Annotated in this window: 15 protein-coding genes; 11 read left to right on the forward strand and 4 right to left on the reverse strand. The window is 72.3% G+C overall.

Annotation, left to right across the window (positions count from 1 at the left end):
- Nucleotides 1-757 (reverse strand): citrate synthase (locus ABZS51_RS38225; RefSeq protein ID WP_355451916.1); only part of this gene is annotated, 757 nt, incomplete at its 3' end.
- Between the two features lie 79 nt (nucleotides 758-836).
- Here ABZS51_RS38225 and ABZS51_RS38230 point away from each other — a divergent pair.
- The 3 genes from ABZS51_RS38230 (at nucleotide 837) to ABZS51_RS38240 (ending at nucleotide 4066) form a co-directional block, all read left to right on the forward strand.
- Nucleotides 837-2066 carry a hypothetical protein gene (locus tag ABZS51_RS38230; RefSeq protein ID WP_355451919.1) on the forward strand — a complete coding sequence of 410 codons (1230 nt, stop codon included), beginning with the start codon at nucleotides 837-839 and terminating at the stop codon, nucleotides 2064-2066.
- A gap of 291 nt (nucleotides 2067-2357) precedes the next feature.
- Nucleotides 2358-3359: an SIS domain-containing protein gene (locus ABZS51_RS38235; protein WP_355451922.1), complete on the forward strand. Its 1002-nt coding sequence runs from the start codon at nucleotides 2358-2360 to the stop codon at nucleotides 3357-3359.
- A gap of 68 nt (nucleotides 3360-3427) precedes the next feature.
- Entirely contained in the window at nucleotides 3428-4066 is a 639-nt protein-coding gene (locus ABZS51_RS38240; protein ID WP_355451925.1) for an HAD family hydrolase, read from the forward strand.
- A gap of 15 nt (nucleotides 4067-4081) precedes the next feature.
- Here ABZS51_RS38240 and fxsT read toward each other — a convergent pair whose 3' ends face one another.
- Together fxsT and ABZS51_RS38250 are read right to left on the reverse strand one after the other, a co-directional pair.
- A complete protein-coding gene (fxsT, locus tag ABZS51_RS38245; RefSeq protein ID WP_355451928.1) occupies nucleotides 4082-6673 on the reverse strand; it encodes an FxSxx-COOH system tetratricopeptide repeat protein in 2592 nt (863 codons plus the stop codon).
- A gap of 216 nt (nucleotides 6674-6889) precedes the next feature.
- On the reverse strand, nucleotides 6890-7921 hold the full coding sequence (locus ABZS51_RS38250; protein WP_355451931.1) for an aminoglycoside phosphotransferase family protein: 1032 nt from the start codon (nucleotides 7919-7921) through the stop codon (nucleotides 6890-6892).
- 290 nt (nucleotides 7922-8211) lie between these two features.
- On the opposite strand from ABZS51_RS38250, the gene ABZS51_RS38255 reads away from it, so the two are divergent.
- The 3 genes from ABZS51_RS38255 to ABZS51_RS38265 all read left to right on the forward strand — a co-directional run bounded on the left by ABZS51_RS38255 (nucleotide 8212) and on the right by ABZS51_RS38265 (nucleotide 12672).
- Nucleotides 8212-11013, forward strand: coding sequence for an AAA family ATPase (locus ABZS51_RS38255; RefSeq protein ID WP_355451934.1), 2802 nt, complete (start codon nucleotides 8212-8214; stop codon nucleotides 11011-11013).
- 120 nt (nucleotides 11014-11133) lie between these two features.
- Nucleotides 11134-11940, forward strand: a complete 807-nt coding sequence (locus ABZS51_RS38260; protein ID WP_355451937.1) for a class I SAM-dependent methyltransferase — start codon at nucleotides 11134-11136, stop codon at nucleotides 11938-11940.
- 177 nt (nucleotides 11941-12117) lie between these two features.
- The gene (locus tag ABZS51_RS38265) at nucleotides 12118-12672 is read left to right on the forward strand and encodes a hypothetical protein (protein WP_355451940.1); all 555 of its coding nucleotides are present in this window, start codon (nucleotides 12118-12120) and stop codon (nucleotides 12670-12672) included.
- A gap of 209 nt (nucleotides 12673-12881) precedes the next feature.
- On the opposite strand, the gene ABZS51_RS38270 is transcribed toward ABZS51_RS38265, so the two are convergent.
- A complete protein-coding gene (locus tag ABZS51_RS38270; protein ID WP_355451943.1) occupies nucleotides 12882-13961 on the reverse strand; it encodes a LacI family DNA-binding transcriptional regulator in 1080 nt (359 codons plus the stop codon).
- Between the two features lie 176 nt (nucleotides 13962-14137).
- Here ABZS51_RS38270 and ABZS51_RS38275 point away from each other — a divergent pair, with 176 nt between their 5' ends.
- The 5 genes from ABZS51_RS38275 (at nucleotide 14138) to ABZS51_RS38295 (ending at nucleotide 20333) form a co-directional block, all read left to right on the forward strand.
- Nucleotides 14138-15091, forward strand: a complete 954-nt coding sequence (locus tag ABZS51_RS38275) for a PfkB family carbohydrate kinase (RefSeq protein WP_355451946.1) — start codon at nucleotides 14138-14140, stop codon at nucleotides 15089-15091.
- Entirely contained in the window at nucleotides 15088-16404 is a 1317-nt protein-coding gene (locus tag ABZS51_RS38280; protein ID WP_355451949.1) for an extracellular solute-binding protein, read from the forward strand. Before ABZS51_RS38275 ends, ABZS51_RS38280 begins: the two co-directional genes overlap by 4 nt.
- Before the next feature lie 4 nt (nucleotides 16405-16408).
- Nucleotides 16409-17296 (forward strand): sugar ABC transporter permease, encoded by an 888-nt coding sequence (locus tag ABZS51_RS38285; RefSeq protein ID WP_310716139.1) that lies wholly within the window; start codon nucleotides 16409-16411, stop codon nucleotides 17294-17296.
- On the forward strand, nucleotides 17293-18180 hold the full coding sequence (locus ABZS51_RS38290; RefSeq protein WP_310716141.1) for a carbohydrate ABC transporter permease: 888 nt from the start codon (nucleotides 17293-17295) through the stop codon (nucleotides 18178-18180). Before ABZS51_RS38285 ends, ABZS51_RS38290 begins: the two co-directional genes overlap by 4 nt.
- A gap of 107 nt (nucleotides 18181-18287) precedes the next feature.
- Nucleotides 18288-20333, forward strand: coding sequence for a beta-galactosidase (locus tag ABZS51_RS38295; protein WP_355451953.1), 2046 nt, complete (start codon nucleotides 18288-18290; stop codon nucleotides 20331-20333).
- Nucleotides 20334-20372 lie beyond the last annotated feature (39 nt).

The following is a 20372-nucleotide window of genomic DNA, read 5'->3' on the forward strand; positions in this document are numbered from 1 at the left end:
CTCTTCGGTTGTGGGTGGAGGCGGCCTGCTGGGGGTGGGCGTGGAGGCCGCGCGCGGCGGCCGGGGGGGCGCGCCGGGGGGGCGGGGGGGGGCGCGGGCACAGCCGCCCCCACAACCGCCCGGCCAGCCGCCCCTCCCCCGGCCCGCCACCCGTGCCGCCGGCCGGCGAGTCCACGGCCGGTGGGTTCGCGGCCGGCGGGTCCGCGGCCGGCGGGTCCGCGGCCGGTGGCAGGGCGTCGACGAGGCCCGCGATGAGGCGGCGGCCGGTGGCGGCCACCGAGACGGGATCGAGCTGGTGGCGCAGCGAGTCGGACGCCCCCAGCACGGTGGTGATCACCTGGAGCCGGTCGAGCGGCGACAGGTCGGCGGGCAGGCCCCGCTGCGCCTGCACGGTGGCGCGCAACGCCTCGGGCTCGCTCTCCCAGACGGCCTCCGGCCGGCCGGACGGGTCGCCGCTCCAGAGCCACTCGGCGACCGCCTCGAAGCCTGCCGTCCGCGCCAGCACGAGCGCGTCGCGCCCCCGGTAGTAGGGCCGGTCGAGGCCGAGGGCCGTGACGCCCGACTCGACGACCAGCTCCGGCGGCTGCCCACGCGGCCGCCCGCGCCGCGCCAGCCGCTCGATCTCGCCGGCCTCGAACAGGCTCCTGCGGTCGTCGCCGTGCCGCCGCGTGAGCAGGCCGCGGCTGACGTACGCGTAGAGCGTCGCCGGCTTCACGCCGAGCCGCTCGGCCGCCGTGGCGGCGTCGATCCACTCCACGTCCGGCCTCCGCCCTTCACCTCTATGTTGAGGAAAATCAATATTGATACACATTGAACGGCCATGTCAACGTGAGGACATGCCCCAGATTCACTTCCTCGACGTGACGAACCGGGACGGCGTGCAGACCGCGCGCACCGGCCTGTCCAAGTTCGGCAAGACCATGGTCAACTTCTATCTGGCCAAGCTCGGCGTGGCGCAGTCCGAGATCGGGTTCCCGTTCCTGTTCCACGAGGTCCCGTACGTCAGAGCGCAGGTGGCCCTGGCCGAGGCCGGCGCGTTCGGCGGCCTGCGGCTGTCCGGCTGGTGCCGGGGCGTGACGGCGGACGTGGAGCGCGCGGCGCCCCTGGGCCTGCGCCACTACAACCTGTCGATCTCGACCTCCGACTACATGATCCAGAACAAGTTCCGGGGCCGGCTCGACCGTGACGCGATCGTCCGGGAGATGACCGCCGCCGTCCGGGCCGCCAAGGACGCGGGCGCCGAGACGGTCGGCGTGAACGCGGAGGACGGGTCGCGCACGGACGCCGGGTTCCTGACGGAGTTCGCGCTGGCGGCCAAGGAGGCGGGCGCCGAACGGGTGCGGTACTGCGACACGATCGGCGGCGACACGCCCGGCCGCATCCGGGAGCGGTTCGCCGGGCTGGCCTCGGCCACCGGCATGCCGGTCGAGACGCACTGCCACAACGACCTCGGGATGGCCGTGGCGAACTCCGTCTCCGGCGCTCTCGGCGACCTGGAGGCCGGGCAGGACGCGTGGGTCAACACCTGCGTCAACGGCGTCGGGGAGCGCTCGGGCAACGCCGACCTGCTGTCCACGATCCTGGCCTTCCGGCACGGGTTCGGGCTGGAGGCGAAGGACGCGGTGATCGGCGACCCGATCGACCTGTCGTGGGCACGCCGGTTCGGGCTGTGGGCGGCGTACGCGCTGGGCCAGCCGCTGCCGTACAACCAGGTGGGGGTGGGCCGGAACGCGTTCGCGCACGAGAGCGGCATCCACGCGGACGGCGCGCTGAAGGACCACGGCAACTACGAGCTGTACGACGAGGCGACGCTCGGGCCGTTCCCGGAGGACTGGCACGCCCGGGCCGGGCGGGTGGTGCTGACCGGCGAGTACGGCGGCAAGGCGGGGTTCCGGCACGTCATGGAGGGGCTGGGCGCCGAGGTGGGCGACGAGGACCTGACGTTCCGGCTGGTGCAGCTCTGCAACGCGATGACCGGCCGCCCGCTCACCGACGACGAGCTGCGGCTGATCGCCGCCCACCCGCGAGAGCTGTCGCTGCTGTTCCCCGGCTACGAGGCCGCCTGAGCCGGGCCCCCGTTCCCCGTGACGCGGCCGCCCGAGACGGGCCCAGGTTCCCCGTGACGCGGCCGCCTGAGACGGGCCGTGCGGCGTGCGCCGGCGGCCGAACCGGCCGGATGGCGCCGCCGACGCCGCCGCGCCCGCCGCCGTCCACGGCCGCCCGGTAGACCGGCGCCTCGCCGACATCAACGCCCCCTCTCCCGTTCCGGCTCTTGACGGGCTCTCCCTTCCAGTGAGAACGTTACCAACGCATTGTTGAGAACGTTCTCAAATTCTTGAGAAGCGAACGGAGAGACCGTGACCGACCAGCTGCCGCTCAAGCCCATCGAGTCCGACCTGACGGAGAAGGCGCGCCAGACCATCAGCCAGCGTCCCCAGCTGGAGGAGCTCGTCGCGGAGGCCATCGGCAAGGGCCTGCGCAACGTGTTCTTCGTGGGCGCGGGCGGCTCGCTCATCGCCGCCTACCCCGGCCACTACCTGCTGGAGCGCGAGGACACCGTCCCCGTCTACAAGCTCCAGAGCGACGAGCTGAACACCGGGCGCACCAAGCGGCTCGGCGAGGGCTCGCTGGTCTTCCTCGCCTCCTACACGGGCAAGACCAAGGAGACCGTGGCCGCCGCCCAGTACGCCCGCAGCACGGGCGCCACCGTGGCCGTGATCAGCAAGGAGGGCGGTCCGCTGGCCGAGGCGGCCAACGTCGCCTTCACCGGTCAGAGCGACCTGTTCCTGCAGCTCGCCGCGTACGCCGTCATGCGGCAGAGCGGCGTCGAGCGTGACTGGGCGCTGCTCGACCAGGCTCTGGAGGCGTTGCCCGAGGCGCTGCTGTCGGCCGCCCAGGAGCACGAGGACCGGGCCCGGACCGTCGCCGAGACGCTCAAGGACGAGCCCATCACCTACGTCCTCGGCTCCGGCCCCAGCTACAACTGGGCGTACGGGCTGGCCATGTGCTTCCTGCAGGAGATGCAGTGGAAGCACGCGGCGGCCTTCAACTCGGGCGAGTTCTTCCAGGGCGCGTTCGAGGTCGTCAACGACGACGTGGCGGTCATCAACCTGCTCGGCGAGGACGCGTCGCGGCCCATGGCCGAGCGGGCCAAGCGCTTCCTCGACACGTACGCGAGCAAGAAGACCTTCCACATCGACACGAAGAGCCTGACGCTGCCGGGCATCCCGGCGGAGCTGCGCGGCGAGGTGTCGCCGCTGGCGATCGCCGTGCTGATGGACCGGGTGGCCCGTCACTACGAGGCCGTGCGCGGCCACGACCTGGACAAGCGCAACTACATGTTCAAGGTCGACTACTGATCCCGTACACGGAGACGACGACCCCCCGCCGGCGCTCCGGCGGGGGGCCCGTCATGGAAGGAGACCGTTTGCCCGTCGAGCTGGTGATCTTCGACTGTGACGGCGTGCTGGTCGACAGCGAGCGCATCTCGGTCCGTGTCGGCACGGCGGCGCTGCGCCGGCTGGGGTGGGACATCGACGAGCGCGAGTACGCCGCCAGGTTCGTGGGGTGCAGCGACGAGCACTGGTGGCGCGAGGTGGGCGCGAACGTCCCGCCGGGCTGGCGGGAGCGGCTGGCGGAGGAGCACGACACGGCCATGGAGGCCGGGCTGACGCCGGTGCCGGGCATGCCCGAGGCACTGGAGGGCCTGACCGTGCCCGCGTGCGTCGCCTCCAACGGCGGGCACGCCAAGATCGCGCGCAGCCTGCGGCTGACCGGCCTGGCCGCGCGCTTCGCCGGCCGCGTCTTCAGCGCCGAGGACGTCGCCCGGGGCAAGCCGGCCCCCGACCTGTTCCTGCACGCCGCCGCCACCATGGGGACGCCGCCGGAGCGGTGCGTGGTGGTGGAGGACAGCCCCTTCGGGGTGCGGGCCGCGCGGGCGGCGGGCATGCGCTGCCTGGCGTTCACGGGAGGGCTCACGCCTCCGGAGCGCCTGTCCGGGCTGGGCGCCACGAACCTGTTCGACGACCCCGCCGCCCTGCCGGGCCTCGTCGCCTCGCTGGCCTGACCCGGGAACCGGCCATCAAGCGGACACGCTGCCCGGCGGACCGTCACCCCGCCCGCCCTCGCGTACGGTGGCCAGCTCCGTCTCCACCGCCCGGGTGAGAGGGTGGCCGGCTCCCCGGACCCGCCTGGCGGCGACGAGCAGGTCGTCCAGCTCGCGGGCGGCGTCGGACCGGTGATCGACCTCGGACAGGAAACGGGCCAGGTCCAGCCGGGCCTCCAGTACGTCTGGATGGTCGGGGCCGTGCGTCCGCTTCAGGGTCTCGACGACGTTCCGCAACGCCGGCACGGCGTGAGCGTGCCCCTCGAGGCGCGCCTCCACGAGAACGAGCCCCCACCGAGCGTCCCAGGCCCATTGGTGTTCCGGCTGCCCCACCCGCTCCCATGCCGCGATGATCTTCCGGAAGAGGGTCTTCGCCTCGGCGAGCCGGCCTCGCACCGTGATGACGAAGCCGAGGTTGACCTCGGTGAGCAGGGTGTCGGGGTGGTCCCGGCCCAGCACTCGCGCCTGTACGTCCGCCACGTCCTGATAGCCCGCCTCCGCCTCCTCGTGCCGTCCCCGGGCGGCGATCTGCCAGGTCAGGTTGAAGCGTGCCTTCAGCGTCTGCGGGTGCTCCGCGCCCAGAACGCGCGTCCTGTCCTCCACCAGCTCGCGGAAGGCGCGCTCGGCCTCCTCGTACCGTCCCTGCTCCCCTACCGCCCGTAACCAGTAGTACCGGCTGTCCAGCGTCTCCGGGTGGTCGGGCCCGAGGGTGCGCAGGCGCGCCTCGAAGACCTCGCGACAGGCGATCTCGGACTCGGTGAACCGCCCGAGGTTGCCCAGCATGCGCGCCACCTCGTGGCGCGTGGTCGTCGTAGCCGGGTGGTCCTTTCCCAGCACACGCTCGCGCCGCTTGAGCACGCGTTGGTAGAGGTGCATCGCATCGAGGTAGCGTCCCCTCCCGATGAGCGCGTGCGCCGTCTCGTGCTGGGCGGCTAGCGTGTCGGGATGGTCCGCGCCGAGTACCCGGCTCCGGAGCTTGTGCGTTTCGCGGAGCTCCCGCTCGGCTTCCACGCTGTGACCCATGCAGCTCAGAACGGCGCCAAGCGCGTACCGCAGGTCCAGGACCGCACGGTGGTCGCCACCGAGCCCTTCGGCTTGTCGCAGCGCCGCGGCGGCGATCTCCATGGCTCCGCCGTACTCGCCGCTGCGCTTCAACGCTCGGCAGAGCCTCGCCGCGGACCGTGCGATCGCGGCGAGGGCGTTGTCGTCGACGATAGCGGGCGCGAGGCCCACCAGCTCGGCGACGTGTGGCAGCAGGCTCGCCCAGACGGGCCAGTGGGCCGGCTCATCGTGTCTGAGATGTTCGGTGACGGCCTCCATCGCCGCTGCCGCGACGGAGGTGATCCCGGTCGTCAGCCTCAGGCGGCAGGCTGCCGCGACGATCGGATGCACCACCACTCCAGGGCGCACGTGGCCGGGTACCGGAGCGGTGTCGATGAGGTTCATCGACGCGAGCGCCTCGAGCCCCGGCCGTACCCGGCGCCGGTCCTCGCACACGCGGCCGAGGACAGCCGGGTCGAGGAGCGCGGGGTGGATCTCCATGGACGGCGCGAAACACGACAGCGTCCGCAGCAGGGGACGGGCCTGGCCGTGGCCGTGCGCCGCCAGCGCGTCCAGCGACACCTCCCAGGTGTCGACCACGGGTGACTCCCCCATCAGGGACGGGAAGCGGTCGTCAAGGGCGCGGAGGTAGGTGACGAAGGTCCGTTCCTCCGTGAAGGGCGAAGCGATGTGCGCGCCCGCATGGGCGAGTGCCAGCGGCAACCCGCCGAGGCGGCCCGACAGCGCGGCCGCCTCCTGCTCGCTCCCGCCGTCCGGCACGAGGTCGAGCAGCGCGCGCCCGCCGTCCGGCGCGTGGAGCGGACGCATCGTGTGCAGGACGCCGTGCCTGCCCCAGGCCGACGGGTCGGACACCCGGCTGGTCACCACGATGGAGCCGGCCATGGTGGGCCGGAGCCACCCCGTTCCGTCGCGTGCCTCCGCACCAGCGACGGTCAATGCGGACAGATCATCGGCATTGTCGAGGACCAACAGCCAGCCCCTCCGCTCCTCCAGTCGGCTCCACAGCAGGTCGGCGGGGTCACGCCGGCCGGCGCGGGCCTCCTCGACCTGGCCGATCGACGCTCCCAGCTCCAGAGCGAGGCCTAGGAGCGATCCCGTCACGGCGGCGGCATGTGACGCGTTGACCCACCAGACGTCGCGTCCCCGCCCCTGGGCGTGGTCGGCCAGCGCGAGCGCCGCGGTCGTCTTGCCCGTGCCGCCCAGCCCCGTCAGCACGTGGAAACGGCCGTCCGGCGCCTCCAGCGCGTTCACCAAGGTGGCGATGACATCGCCCCGTCCGCGTATTCCTCCCAGACGCCCCGTCGGAACCCTGAAGGCCAGAAGCGCCGAAGAAGCGGGCTGATCTTCTGGTTTTCCGGCTGTGGGTTCGGAGCCTTCCTCCAGGCGCGCGGGAGAGGGGGCGGACTCCGGCAGAGGGGGCGTGCGCCTCAGCTGGAACACAGCCACGATCACCGCGAGAACGGCCGCGCAGGTGCCCACCACGGTGAGCGCCGTCACCGGATCCATATCTGGATTTTACGAACGACAGCCGGCATGCGCAGGCTTTGCCGTCCGATCTGCCGAGAGGCCGCACCTGTGACGGTCTCCATGGGGCGGGTCACGACCGGGGACTCTTGTCCCGGAGAGTCGGCACGAGCTGCTGCCGTTCGCTCCGCGCGAGAGGGAGACCCTGGCCGCCTCGCGCCCGGCACAGCGCCATCCCGAGCCGGCTGGTCTGACCCGTCAGGCGAGCGTGGAGACCAGCCAGGCCACGGTGCCACGGAGACCGGCCCATGCCTGCTCGCTGTCGGCCCCGCCGTCGTGCGGCGCGCGGAACCGGACGGCGAAGGCGGCCACGTCGTCGAGCGCCCACCGCAGCCGGTAGCCGGCCAGGACCGACGGGTCGGGACGGTGACCGGTCGCCTCGGCGTAGCGGTCGAGGTCGGCCTGGTCCTCCGCGACGTGCCACAGGTCGCGCTCGGGCGGCGCGAGCCCCACGGTGTCCCAGTCGATGAGCAGGCTGCGGTCACCGAGCGTGAGCACATTGCCGGGATGCGGCTCGCCGTGGGTCACGACGTGCCGGCGTCCGTCCAGCTTCCCGGTCAGCCGGTCCAGCTCGGCGAGCCGGCCGCGCAGCGCGCCCGCGTGGGCGGACAGCAGGGCCCGTGTGGGCTCCCCGAACGGTCCGCCGCGCCAGGCCGCCGCCCGGTCGTCCTGTGTGTCGTCCAGTGCCTGTTCCAGGTCGACGCGGTGCGGCAGGGCCGACGGGGCGACGGTGAGTGAGGCGGGGGGCTCCGCCTGGTGGAGACGGGCCAGCAGGTCGATGACGCGGTGCCGCGCGGAGGGTGTGAGGGGGCGGCCGTAGCGGCCCGGTGTGCCGGGGACGAACCGGAGGACACTTATGGCGTGACGGGTCCCGAGTCGCCGCACGGTCTCGCCGCCCGTGGCGGCTCGCAGGGGCGCCACGACGAAGTCGAGCCCGCTGTGTTCGCACAAGTGGGCGGCGGCGTCCATGGCCCGCCTCAGGCCACGGTACGCGGCCTCGGGCCCGTCGCCGAGATACCCCTTCGAACCGAGATCCGCCACGGTGACGAACCATTTGCGCCCAGCGGGAACGGCCTCGGGGGCGGCCTCCGCCATGGGCGCGGTAGCGGTCCAGTGGTAGTCGCCGAAGCCGACAGGCGAGTACTCCAGCGACACCGCAGGCCCGATCCGCCACGCCTCCAGGGCATGCCGCACGTCCTCGTCACCGACGCCCTCCAGCCGCTCCTGCATGCCCCGAGACTAGCCAGCCGTCCAAGGCACCGGCATCACCCCGACCATGAGTAACCGGCCGACGGGAAAGCGGGGCCGAACTCCTGTTGCGAAAGATCGACGATCTCGTACGCGGCGACGTCGGCGGCCGGCTGCGGGGGCGTCAGCGGGCATCACGGCGCAGCCGTCCAGGACGCGGGGTCCCGCGCTCCTTTTCGCCGTACGGTGAACGGGTGCCTCGCATCGGTTTCATCCACCGTCATTGCGGGTGATCCGGGGCCGGCGAGAGGGGTGTAGGGGGTTTGCGATCGATGGAACCGCCAGGGGAGCGGATCGTGGGCCGGGCCGCGGAGCTGGCGGCGATCGACGAGCTCATCGAAGCTGCGGCCGACGGCCGGGGCGCGGCCGTGATGATCGTCGGCGAGGCGGGGATCGGCAAGTCGCGGTTGCTGGCAGAGGCGTCGGCCCGGGCGTCGGCGGCGGGCATGGAGGTGCTGGCGGGCCGGGCGGTGCCGGCGGGCGGCACGTACCGGGCGCTGGCCACCGCGTTGGTCGGGCGGTTGCGGGATGCCGTGCTCGCGGGGGACGCCGAGCTGCGGCCCTATCGGGCGGCGTTGGGCAGGATCATCCCCGATTTCGGGTCGGCCGGCGATGCCGGGAAGGCCGACACGATGGTGGATCCCGCCGTGGTGGTCGGGGAGGGCGTGCTGCGACTGCTGCGCGTGGTCGGCGCGGGAGGCGGATGCCTGCTGGTGCTGGACGACCTGCACTGGGCCGACCCGGACACGCTCGCGGCCCTGGAATACCTGGTCGATCAGGTGGCCGACCAGCGGATCATGATCTGTGGGACGGCGCGTGAGGAGCCGCGAACCGCCGGTCAGATCGAGCGGATCGGCCGGCGGCCGGCCGTGAGGGTGCTACGGCCGGCCCGCCTGGACGCGGCCCAGGTGGCCGAGTTGGCCGGCGACCGGGCCGGGGTGCCGCTCGCCGCGGCGACCGCCGCGTTCGTGGTGGAGCGCTGCGACGGGCTACCGCTGCTGGTGGAGGAGCTGACGGCTGGGCTGCGCGAGACGGGCGTGGATCTGGCGGCCCCGCGGGAGGCGTTGACCGACATCGCGGTGCCTCCGACGTTGCGGGCGCTCGTCGGCGAGCGGATGGCGGCCCTGGCCGGGGAGCATCGCCGGTTGCTGCACGTGGCGGCGGTGGTGGGGGTGGACCTGGGCTGGGACGTGGTGGCCTCGGTGGCACAGGCGGACGAGCCGGTGCTGCTGGCGGGTCTTCGCGCCGCCACTCAGGCGCATCTGCTGCGCACCGAGGCCGGCGAGCTGACCTGGCGGCACGCGCTCACCCGGGAGGCGGTGCTGGCGGGTTTGCTGCCGCCGGAGCGCGCCGCGATGGCACGGCGCGCCGCGGAACTGCTCGACGGCGGTGGCGTCGGTGAGACCGACGTACGGGCCGCCGAGCTGCTGACCGCGGCAGGAGAGCATGAGCAGGCCGGCCGCATCCTGCTCCGGCTGGCCCGCCACGATCTCGCGCGAGGGGCGTTACGCAGCGCGCGGGCGCTGCTGGGTCTGGTGGAGGCCGCCGGTGCGATCCGCGTCGCGTGGGCCATCGAGCAGGTCCGGCTCCTGACGCTGGCCGGCGAGGTGGAAGCGGCATTGCGCACTGGGGAACAGGTCATCCACATCGCGACCGGAGACGAGTACGTCGAGCTTTGCCTGCAGTTGGCCCGTAGCTCCATGGTCGGCGGACGCCGGGCGGCGGCGATCCAGTATGCCGAGCGAGCCGGCCGGCCGCAGGATCCGCGTTTCGCCATCGTGCGGGCCGAAGCGGCCTACGCCGAGGGGGATCCGCGACGCGCCGGCGCGCTCGCCTCCGACGCGGTCGGCGAGGCCGAGCGCTCCGGCGGCGGCGAGTCTCTGGCGGGTGCGCTGCTGGTTCAGGGGCGCTGCCTGGCCCATCGTGACGCGGCCGCGGCGCGGGCGGCGTTCGGGCGGGCGGTGCAGGTGGCCGCCGAGTGCGGCCTGACCCCGCTGCGCGTGGCCGCCCTGTTCCACCTGGCCGCCGTTCAGCGTGAGCAGCCCGACCCGCCGGCCCTGGCCGAGTCCCGCGAGATCGCCGAGTCCGCCGGGCTGCTGGGACAGGTGGCCTCGATCGACCTGCTGGTGGCCGACCTGGCGCTGGTGGCGCACGGTCCCCGCGCCGGTGAGCCGGTGGCCCGCCGCTGTGCCGAGCTCGCGGCGCGGCTGCGGCTGACGAGCGTCCAGGCGGTCGCCGAGCTGTTCGTCGCGGCCGCCCGCGCAGGTGCCGGTGACCGCGACGGCATGGAGCGATGGCTGCGCCGGGCCGCAGCTCGACCGGACGCGCCGTGGGAGGTGCGGGCCGGTTGCGACCTGGTGCGGGCGATCTGCTCGGTGGTGGCCGGAGACCTGCCGGGCGCGGCCGCGCAGGCGGACGACGGCTCCACGCTCCTGGCCGGTCACGCCTCGGCCGCCCCCACCCACTGGTGGGGGCTGTGGCTGCTGCTGCGCGAAGTGACCGGCCAGGAGCCGCAGGACGCCCGCGCGGTGTTCCAGCACGCCCGGGCGGGCCGGCGGCGGGTCAACCGGGGTGCGCTGCATTATGCCGACGCCGTCGCCGCGGGCCGCGAGGGCAGAGCGGAGGAGTCGGCGCAGGCGCTGGCCCGCGGGGATGCGGCGATCGAGGCGCATCCGTGGTGGCATCGGCTGCTGCGGCTGCCGGTGTGGACCGCGGCGGTGACGGAGGGATGGGGCGACCCCGTACCTGGACTGCGCGCCGACCTGGCCTGGCACGAGCTCAACGACGACGCGGCTCTGGCGCGGCAATGCCGGGACCTGCTGCGGCAGGCCGGTGCGCCGTCCCGGCGCAGCACCGGCGCGAGCGTGCCGCCCGGACTGCGCGCCGCCGGGGTCACCGGCCGGGAAGCCGAGGTGCTCGCCCTGGTGGCCGAGGGACTGGGCAACGCGCAGATCGCAGCACGGCTGCACCTGTCCGTACGCACGGTGGAGACCCACGTCAGCCGGCTTCTGGCCAAGACCGGCGCGGCCGACCGGACCCAGTTGCGTACGTACGCGCCCGGCCAACATCAGTAGCCGGCACGGACGCGCGGCCGGCCGTGGCCCGGCGACTCTGGGACTGCGCCCGGCATCGAGCAGGCCGGCCGCACTCCTGACCGCCCGGCCATCCATCCCGACCATGAGGGAACGACACCCATGCCCCAAGACCCCCTGACGGCCCCGCTGTTCCCGCGAGCCTCGCGCTACCACCCCGACTGGATCCGCTCCAGCGTCAGCGGCGGAGCCAACTCGCTCTGGCTGGCCGAATGGCTCACCGAGGCGATGACGCTACAGCCCGGGATGCGGGTGCTGGATCTGGGCTGCGGCCGTGGCGCGTCATCGGTCTTCTTGCACCGCGAGTTCGACGTCCAGGTCTGGGCGACGGACCTGTGGTTCGACGCGGACGAGCGGCTGCACCGCATCCGCGACGCCGGCGCCGGCCACGCGGTGTTCCCGATCCACGCCGACGCCCGAGCTCTGCCGTTCGCGGCAGGCTTCTTCGACGCCGTCATCAGCATCGACTCCTTCGTCTACTACGGCACCGACGACCTGTACCTGAACTACCTGGCCCGGTTCGTCCGGCCGGGCGGCCAGATCGGCATCGCCGGCGCGGGACTGACCCAGGAGATCGACGGACCGGTCCCCGAGCATCTGCGGGGCTGGTGGGAGCCGAGCATGGCATGCCTGCACTCGGCCGGCTGGTGGCACCGCCACTGGGAACGCAGCGGCATCGCCTGCGTGGACCTCGCAGACACCATGACGGACGGCTGGAAGTACTGGCTGGAGTGGCAACGCGCGATCGCCCCGGACAACGAGGCGGAGATCAACGCCCTCACCGCCGATCGCGGACGCCACCTCGGGTACGTGCGCGCGGTGGCCCGGCGTCGATCGGACGCTGCGCTCGACGAGCCCATCTCCTCCATCCCCGTCACGTATGCGAAGCAGCCCGTATACCGCGCCTGAGCGGCTACGGCAAAGGAATCCGATGAGGAGCGGTGTCCGACGGCCTGAAAAGACGTCAGCAGCGCACCCGCCCGCTCCTCGGCATTGCCCTCTGCCGACAACTGTCCGGTGAATCTGCTTTTCACGTCGCGAGGCCGATCGGCCCGCACAAGAAAGAGAAAAGAAAGGAACACGGTAATGACGACCGTTTCACTCAAGAAGCGCTCCTGGTCGGCAACCCGGATCGGCGGTATGGCCCTGGCGGTCGGCCTGGTCACCACCGCCTTCACCACCGCCTTCACCACCCCAGCCCATGCGCTCGCGGACGTGATCACCGTCCACGTCAACGGACGCACGGTGTTCATCACGGGAACGCCCGGCAAGGACGTCATCAACATCACCAATCTCGCCGGCAAGGTCAGCGTGGGCGTCGACACATCGGTGACCGCCGGCGCGGGATGCGCCGTAAAGGGCCCCCAGGTGGTCGACTGCACCGGGACCGGAAGCGGGATCCTGTTCATCGAGGCCAGCACCATCGGTGGTGATGACTCGGTGAACAATCAGACCTCCTTGCAGTCGTCGATGCTGGGCGGCAGCGGTGTCGACCGCCTGACCGGTGGCTCTGGCCGCGACGGTCTCAACGGCGGCTCCGGGGACGACATCCTGAAAGGCGGTGGTGACATCGATACCGCCAACGGCGCCGCCGGAACAGACACCTGCACCGCCGAGACCGAGAGCAACTGCGAGGTCTAGCGCCGCCTACGCCGCCGCTGAGCAGGAACAAGGCGATTGAGCAGCCGGGGACTTCGCCGCTCCCGGCCGCATCTCCCCATGATCACGACGACGTCGCCTTCACCCTGGTCGGCCCCGTACGGGTTCGGCGGCCGTCTCCCCGGAGGCCCCCAGCCCCGTACGGCGACCGGCGCCGACCAGGCGGAGCCGTACCGGAAAGTCCCGACGAACTACCGGGAAGAGGCAGACTCCCGCTCGATGAAACGGGTCGGGAGTCTCCGGTGGGTGAAGCGTTTGTCGCTGCCCTGGACGCGGTCGAGCAGCAGCCGCCCCGCCTCCGCCCCCAGCTCGTAGATCGGCTGCGCCACCACGCTCAGCGGCGGCGAGATCGCCTCGGCCCAGTCCGCGTCGTCGAAGGCCACCAGCGACACGTCCACCGGGCAGCGCAGCCCGAGCCCACGCAGCGCCTGGAGCACCCCCAGCGCCAGGAGGCTGTCCAGGGCGAGGATCGCCGTCGGCGGGTCAGGCAGCGCGAGCAGGCGCCGGGTGGCGGCGGCCGCGTCCTCCCGCCGGAAGCCCTCGGCGCTCACCAGCTCCGGCCGGGGCTCGACCCCCGCCTCCACCAACGCGTCGCGGTAGCCGGCGGCGCGCGCGCCGACCGTGGTGGCCGCCAGCCGCTCCACCCCCCGCAGGCCGGGACGGGACAGCTTGGCACGGAGCTTCTCATCGCCGCCGGTCAGTAATGCGACCGACCGGTGCCCGAGCTTGAGCAGCCGCTCGGTGGCGTCCTTGGCGGCGGCCCGGTTGTCGATGCCGACCGTGTCGGCATCGAGGCCGGGCACCCGCCGGTCGAGCAGCACGATCGGGATGCCGGCGTCCACGACGGCCTGCAGGGCGTCGCGGTCGGCGACGTCCGTCGGGGCCACGACGAGGCCGTCCACGCGGCGCTCGGCGAGCACGCCCAGCGCCTTGCGTTCGAGCACGAGATCCTCGTCGGTGTTGACGAGCAGCACCTCCCAGCCGCGCTCGTGGGCGGCGTCGGCGATGCCGCGCAGGGCACGCGAGAAGAACGGGTTCTCGATGTCGGGCACGAGCACGCCCAGCGTGTGCGTCAGCCCCGTGATCATGCTGCGGGCCAGGCTGTTGGGCCGGTAGCCGAGGCGTTCGGCGGCGGCCAGGACGGCCTCGCGGCTCTTCCGGCTCACCGAGCCGTAGCCGCCCAGAGCCCGGCCGGCCGTCGCGGTGGAGACGCCCGCCTCCTTGGCGACGATCTCGATCGACGGCATGGCCCGCCGGACGCTGCCGCTCATGCGCACCCCCGGTGCTGCTTGGTCGTGTCCTGGACATCATCCCTCCGCGGGGAGCGCGAAAGAGGTGATCAACGGGCCACGGTAGCGGATTCGGCGGCAACTCTTGACATGGGTCCCACAGATTGAGAACGTTCTCACCCAAGTGAGTGAGAACCTTCCCAGTCACAGGAGCCCGTGTGAACCCACGCCTGGTTGCCGTCGGCGACAACGTCGTCGACTGCTACCCCGACCTCGGCGTCATGTATCCCGGCGGGAACGCCGTCAACGTCGCCGTCCACGCCCGGAGGCTCGGCGCCGACTCAGGCTACCTGGGCGTCGTGGGCACCGACGCGGCGGGCCGGGTGGTCAGCGCCGCGCTCGCCGGCGAGGGTGTGGACCTGTCCCTGCTGCGCACCGCCGAGGGGCCGAACGCCTCCGCGACCGTCCGCCTGGTCGCCGGGGAGCGCAAGTTCACCGGCGGGCAGGACGGGGTCTCCCGGTTCCGCCTCTCCCCCGCCGACCTCGAACGGCTGGCCGAGGCCGACCTGGTCCACACCGGCGAGTGCTCCTTACTGGAGGACCAGCTTCCGGAGCTGGCCACGGCCGTGCGGCGGCTGTCGTTCGACTTCTCCGAGCGCCCCCGGGAGTACATCGAGACCCACGCCCGCCACGCCGGCATCGCGATCCTGTCGTCCCCGTCCGGCTCGCGCGACGAGGCGCTCGCGCTGGCCCGCCGGGTACGGGACCTCGGCCCCTCACTCGTCGCGGTGACGCTCGGCTCCCACGGAGCCGTGCTCGTCAGCGGCGACGAGACGGCCTGGGCCCCCGCCGAGCCGGTGGACGTGGTCGACACCCTGGGAGCCGGCGACGCGTTCATCGCCCGCCTGCTCGTCGGCGCCGTCCGCGGCGAGAACCTGCCGGACCTCGCCGCGGCCGCCACCGCCTACGCCTCCCACGCCTGCGCCTCGTACGGGGCCTTCGGGCACGAGGCCCCCCTCGACGCCACCCTCGCCACCCCCCAAGCCCCGGAGCCGGAGACGCTCCCCAACCCCTCCGGGGCCGAGCCGCCCCGGACCGCCTCCGGGGCCGAGCCGCCCCGGACCGCCTCCGGGGCCGAGGCAACGATGCCTAAGAGCAAGGAGTCAGCATGAACAAGCACCGCTGGAGCGCGCTCTCGCTGGTCACCGTCCTCGTCGCCGCGGCCGGCTGCGGCGGCGGCGGGTCCGACGCGGCGCCCGCCAAGGCCGACCTGGCCGCGCCCAAGGAGAAGTCGGGCACGCTGACGATGGTGACCAAGTTCGCCTCCCCGGAGTACGCCCCGTACTTCGAGAAGGTGGTGGCCGCCTACGAGCAGGCCAACCCGAAAGTGGACATCAAGCTGGAGCAGGTCGGCGACCAGGCCTACAAGGACAAGATCCGCGTGCTGAGCGCGTCGCGCGACCTGCCCGACATCTACTTCTCGTGGGCGGGCGACTTCACCAACAAGTTCGTCCGGGCCGGCCTGGCGGCCGACCTGACGAGCGTCCTCGGCCCCGGCACCCCGTGGGGCTCGACGTTCGCCCCGGCGGCGCTCAAGGCGTTCGAGTACAGCGGCAAGAACTACGGCATGCCGATCGACCTCGACGGCAAGTACCTCGCCTACAACAAGACGGTCTTCGACAAGGCGGGCGTCACCGTTCCGAAGTCGTTCGAGGAGCTGCTGACCACCTGCGACAAGCTGAAGGCGGCCGGCGTGCAGCCGATCGCGTTCGGCAACCAGTACGGCTGGGCGGCCATCCACTACATCACCCAGCTCAACGCCTACGACGTGCCGGCCCAGACGCTGACCGCCGACTACAACCCGGCCGGCGGCGCGTTCACCGACCCCGGCTACGTCACGGCGCTCAAGCAGTTCGCCGACCTGGTGGGCCGGTGCGGCACCAAGGACGCCAACGGGCTGTCGCACGAGACCGCGCAGGCGCAGTTCCTGTCCGGCAAGGCCGGCATGCACTACCTGGAGTCGGTCGAGTTCGAGGCGGTCGAGAAGGCCAAGCCGCCGCTCGAGTGGAGCTTCTTCCGGCTGCCCGCGCCGTCCGGCGCCACCGGCGACCCCTCGGCGCTCACGGGCGCGCCCGACGGGTTCCTGGTCAACGCCAAGAGCAAGAACGCGGGGCTGGCGGTGGACTTCCTGACGTTCATGTCCAGCCAGGAGAACGCGGCGGCGATGACCAAGGAGATCGGCTGGCTCAGCCCGGTGAAGGGCTCGGCGGCCGCGGCCAACGCCAACAAGCAGCTCACCGACGCCCTGGCCGACATGGACAAGGCCGGAAATTTCGCGATCTGGCTGGACACCATCACCCACGCTGAGGTCGCCAGCGCGTACCTGTCCGGCGTCGAGGGCATGCTGTCCGGCTCCCGCACCCCCGAGCAGGTCATGACCGGCGTCCGCGAGGCGGCCGCGAAGGCGAAGAAGGAAGTCGGTTGATGCCATGGGCGCCTTGCTGACCCGCTGGCGCGCCTGGGTATGGGTGCTGCCCGCCGTCGCCCTGCTGCTGGTGTTCGTCTACTACCCGATCGTGGACAACCTGCGGCTGAGCTTCTTCTCCTGGAACGCCTTCTCCCCCGAGCCCCGGTTCGTGGGTCTGGACAACTACCGCGAGACGTTCACCGACCCGGTGTTCTGGCGGGCGTTGCTCAACAACATCGCCTACGCCGTCGTCTCCCTGGTCTTCCAGGCCGGCCTGTCGCTGGTGCTCGCGGCGCTGCTGGAGGAGCTCGTCGGCAAGCGGCTGCGCGGGCTGCTGCGCACGCTGTACTTCATCCCGGCCGCCATGTCGATCACCGTCGCGGGCGTCCTGTTCTCCTTCCTCTACAACCCCAGGTACGGGCTGGTGAACGAGGCGCTGCGGGCCGTGGGCCTCGGCCACCTGGCCCGGGCCTGGCTCGGCGAGGAGTCGTCGGCCATCTGGAGCGTCATCGGGATGAGCCAGTGGCAGGGGGTCGGCTACACCGCCGTGCTGTTCGTGGTGGCCATGCAGCGCATCCCGCGCGAGTACTACGAGGCCGCCAAGGTCGACGGCAGTGGGGCGGTCCGCACGTTCTTCTCGATCACGCTGCCGATGGTCCGTGAGATGACGACGCTGATCGTCATCCTCACGGTCTCCGGGGCGTTCCTCGTCTTCAACGAGGTCATGGTGATGACGGCCGGCGGCCCGGACAACTCCAGCCAGGTGCTCGGCACGTGGCTGTACCGCAAGGCCTTCTTCGAGGACGACATGGGCTACGCCGCGTCCGTGGCCACGGTGATCTTCGTCATCACGTTCGCCATCGCGGCCGCGCAGCTGGCCGTGTCCCGACGCCGGAGGTATGACACGTGATCGCGCTGAACTCCGCGCTCGACGGCCGGGCCGCCGCCCGGCACCGGCCCCGCGCCAGCGTGGGCTTCCGGACCGTGGTGGGGCGGGTGCTGGGGTGGACCCTGCTCGGGGCGTTCGCCGTGGCCGTGCTGTACCCGGTGCTGTGGATGGTACTCAGCGGGTTCAAGGACAACCAGGAGATCTTCAACCAGCCCTGGGGGCTGCCGGGCGAGCTGCGCTGGAGCAACTACGCCCGTGCCTGGGACACGGGCGTGGTCCGCTACTTCACCAACAGCGTCATCGTCACCTCGGCGTCGATCGTGGCCACCACGCTGATCAGCGCCTGGGCGGCGTACGGGCTGTGCCGGCTCAAGCTGCCGTTCGGCAACGCCGTGGCGCTGCTCGTGCTGGGCGGGCTGCTGCTGTCGCCGACGGTGGCGCTCATCCCGCTGTTCCGGTTGCTGACCGCGATCGGGCTGTTCGACACGTACTGGGCGCTGATCGTGCTCTACACGGCCTTCCGCATCCCGTTCACGATCTTTCTGATCCGGGCGTACATGATCGAGCTGCCGCGCTCGGTGGACGAGGCGGCCACGATCGACGGGGCGTCGAAGGCGCAGATCTTCTGGCGGGTCGTCCTGCCGATGTCGCGGCCGATCCTGGTGTCGGCGGCGCTGCTGCAGGCGCTGTTCGCGTGGAACGAGTTCGCGTTCGCGCTGGTGTTCGTCAGTGACGAGTCGCTGAAGACGCTGCCGGTGGGCCTGGTGTCGATGCAGAGCCGGCTTCTGACGGACTGGCCGGTGGTGCTGGCCGGTCTCACCATGGCGGCGCTGCCCACGATCGTGCTGTTCCTGGTGGGGCAGCGCCAGTTCCTGCGCGGGCTGACGGAGGGCGTCGGCAAGTAGGAGCGGCTCCGGCGCCGCCGGAGCCGCGCCCGCCTCTCTCCTCACCTATCCCCGAGGGGGGATGCTGTAGCTTATGTTTACGTAAACATCGGTCTGCAGGAGTAGCAGTGACAGCTCATCAGGCACCCCGCTGGCTTCGCTGGCCCTCGGACACCTCCCGCGGACGCCTCGCCTTCGGCGCGGACTACAACCCGGAGCAGTGGCCCCCGGAGGTGTGGCAGGACGACGTCCGGGCGATGCGCCGGGCCGGGGTGAACATCGTCTCGCTGGCGATCTTCTCCTGGGCCCGCCTCCAGCCACGCGCGGACCGGTGGGCCTTCGACTGGCTGGACCAGGTGATGGACCTGCTCCACGCGAACGGCATCGCCGTGGACCTGGCGACCGCGACCGCGTCCCCGCCGCCGTGGCTGACCACCGCGCACCCCGAGATCCTCCCCGTCGACCACGACGGCCGCACCCTGTGGCCCGGAGCGCGCCAGCACTGGCGCCCGACGTCGCCGGTCTTCCGCAGGCACGCCCTGCGCCTGGTCCGGGCCATGGCCGAGCGGTACGGCGGCCACCCGGCCCTGGCCGCGTGGCACGTGAACAACGAGCTGGGCTGCCACAACGTCTACGACTTCTCCGACGACGCCGCCGCGGCCTTCCGTACCTGGCTGCGCAAGAGGTACGGCACGATCGAGAGGCTCAACCGGGCCTGGGCGACGACGTTCTGGTCGCAGGAGTACGGCGCGTGGGAGGAGATCCTGCCGCCGCGCCTGGCCGCGTCCTACCCCAACCCGACCCAGCAGCTCGACTTCAAGCGGTTCTCCTCGGACGCGCTGAAGGACTACCTGCGGGCGGAGCGGAGCGTGCTGACCGAGCTCACCCCCGAGATCCCGGTCACCACCAACTTCATGGTCATGGGCGAGACCAAGGGGATGGACTTCGCCGACTGGGCGCGCGAGCTCGACTTCGTCTCCAACGACCACTACCTGCTGACCGGCCCGCAGGCCCAGGACGAGCTGTCGTTCTCGGCCAACCTGACCGGCATGCTGGCCGGGGGCGAGCCCTGGTTCCTGATGGAGCACTCCACCAGCGCGGTGAACTGGCAGCCGGTCAACCTGGCCAAGAGGCCCGGCGGCATGGCCCGGGACTCGCTGACCCACGTCGCGTACGGGGCGGACGCCGTGTGCTTCTTCCAGTGGCGGCAGTCGGCGGGCGGAGCCGAGAAGTACCACTCGGCGATGATCCCGCACGCCGGCACCGACAGCGAGGTGTTCCGGTCCGTCGTGGACCTCGGCGCGACCCTGGAGGCGCTCGCCCGTGTCGCGGGGACGCGGCGTCGCCGGGCCGCGGCGGCGATCGTGTTCGACTGGGACTCCTGGTGGGCGAGCGAGCTGGACTCCCATCCCACCTCCCGCCTGCGGTACCGGCAGGAGGCGCTGGACTGGTTCTCGGCGTTCGCGGCGGCGGGCGTGCGGGTGGACGTGATCGGCTCCGCCGACGACTTCTCGCACTACGACCTGCTCGTCGCCCCGGTCCTGTACGTGGTGCCGCGGGCGCTCGCCGACCGCCTCAGCGCGTACGTGGCCGACGGCGGCCATCTCGTCACCACGTACTTCTCCGGCATCGTCGACGAGAACGACCACGTGTGGCTCGGCGGTCATCCCGGCGCGCTGCGCGATCTGCTCGGCATCCGGATCGAGGAGTTCGGCCCGCTGCTCGACGGTGACCGGGCCGACCTCGACCTCGGCGTGTCCGGCACCCTGTGGAGCGACCGGATCGACGTCACCGGGAGCGATGTCAAGGTCGTCGCCTCCTACACGTCCGGCGACCAGGCGGGCCGGCCCGCGATCACCACGCGCCCCGTCGGCACCGGCTCGGCGTCCTACGTCTCGACCAGGCTCGGACCCGAGGGGCTGCGGCCGGTGCTGTCCCTGCTCCTGGCCACGGGCGGGGTGCGTTCCGAGCTTCCCGCCGCCGTCGCCGGAGCGGTGGAGCTGGCCGTGCGGACCGGTGACGACGCCGACTACTGGTTCCTCATCAACCGCACCGACGAGAGCGTCGTCGTGGACGGCGTGGCGGGCGAGGTGCTCCGGGGGCCGTGCCTGGCCGCCGGCCTGACCCTGGGCCCCCGCCAGGTGTGCGTCCTGCGCCGCCCGCACGGGTCCTGACCGGGGACATGTCGAGGCCGGTCGCGGTGTCCCGCGACC

Origin of the sequence: Nonomuraea sp. NPDC005501, assembly GCF_040605905.1 — a bacterium.
In the GTDB taxonomy this organism is placed as follows: domain Bacteria; phylum Actinomycetota; class Actinomycetes; order Streptosporangiales; family Streptosporangiaceae; genus Nonomuraea.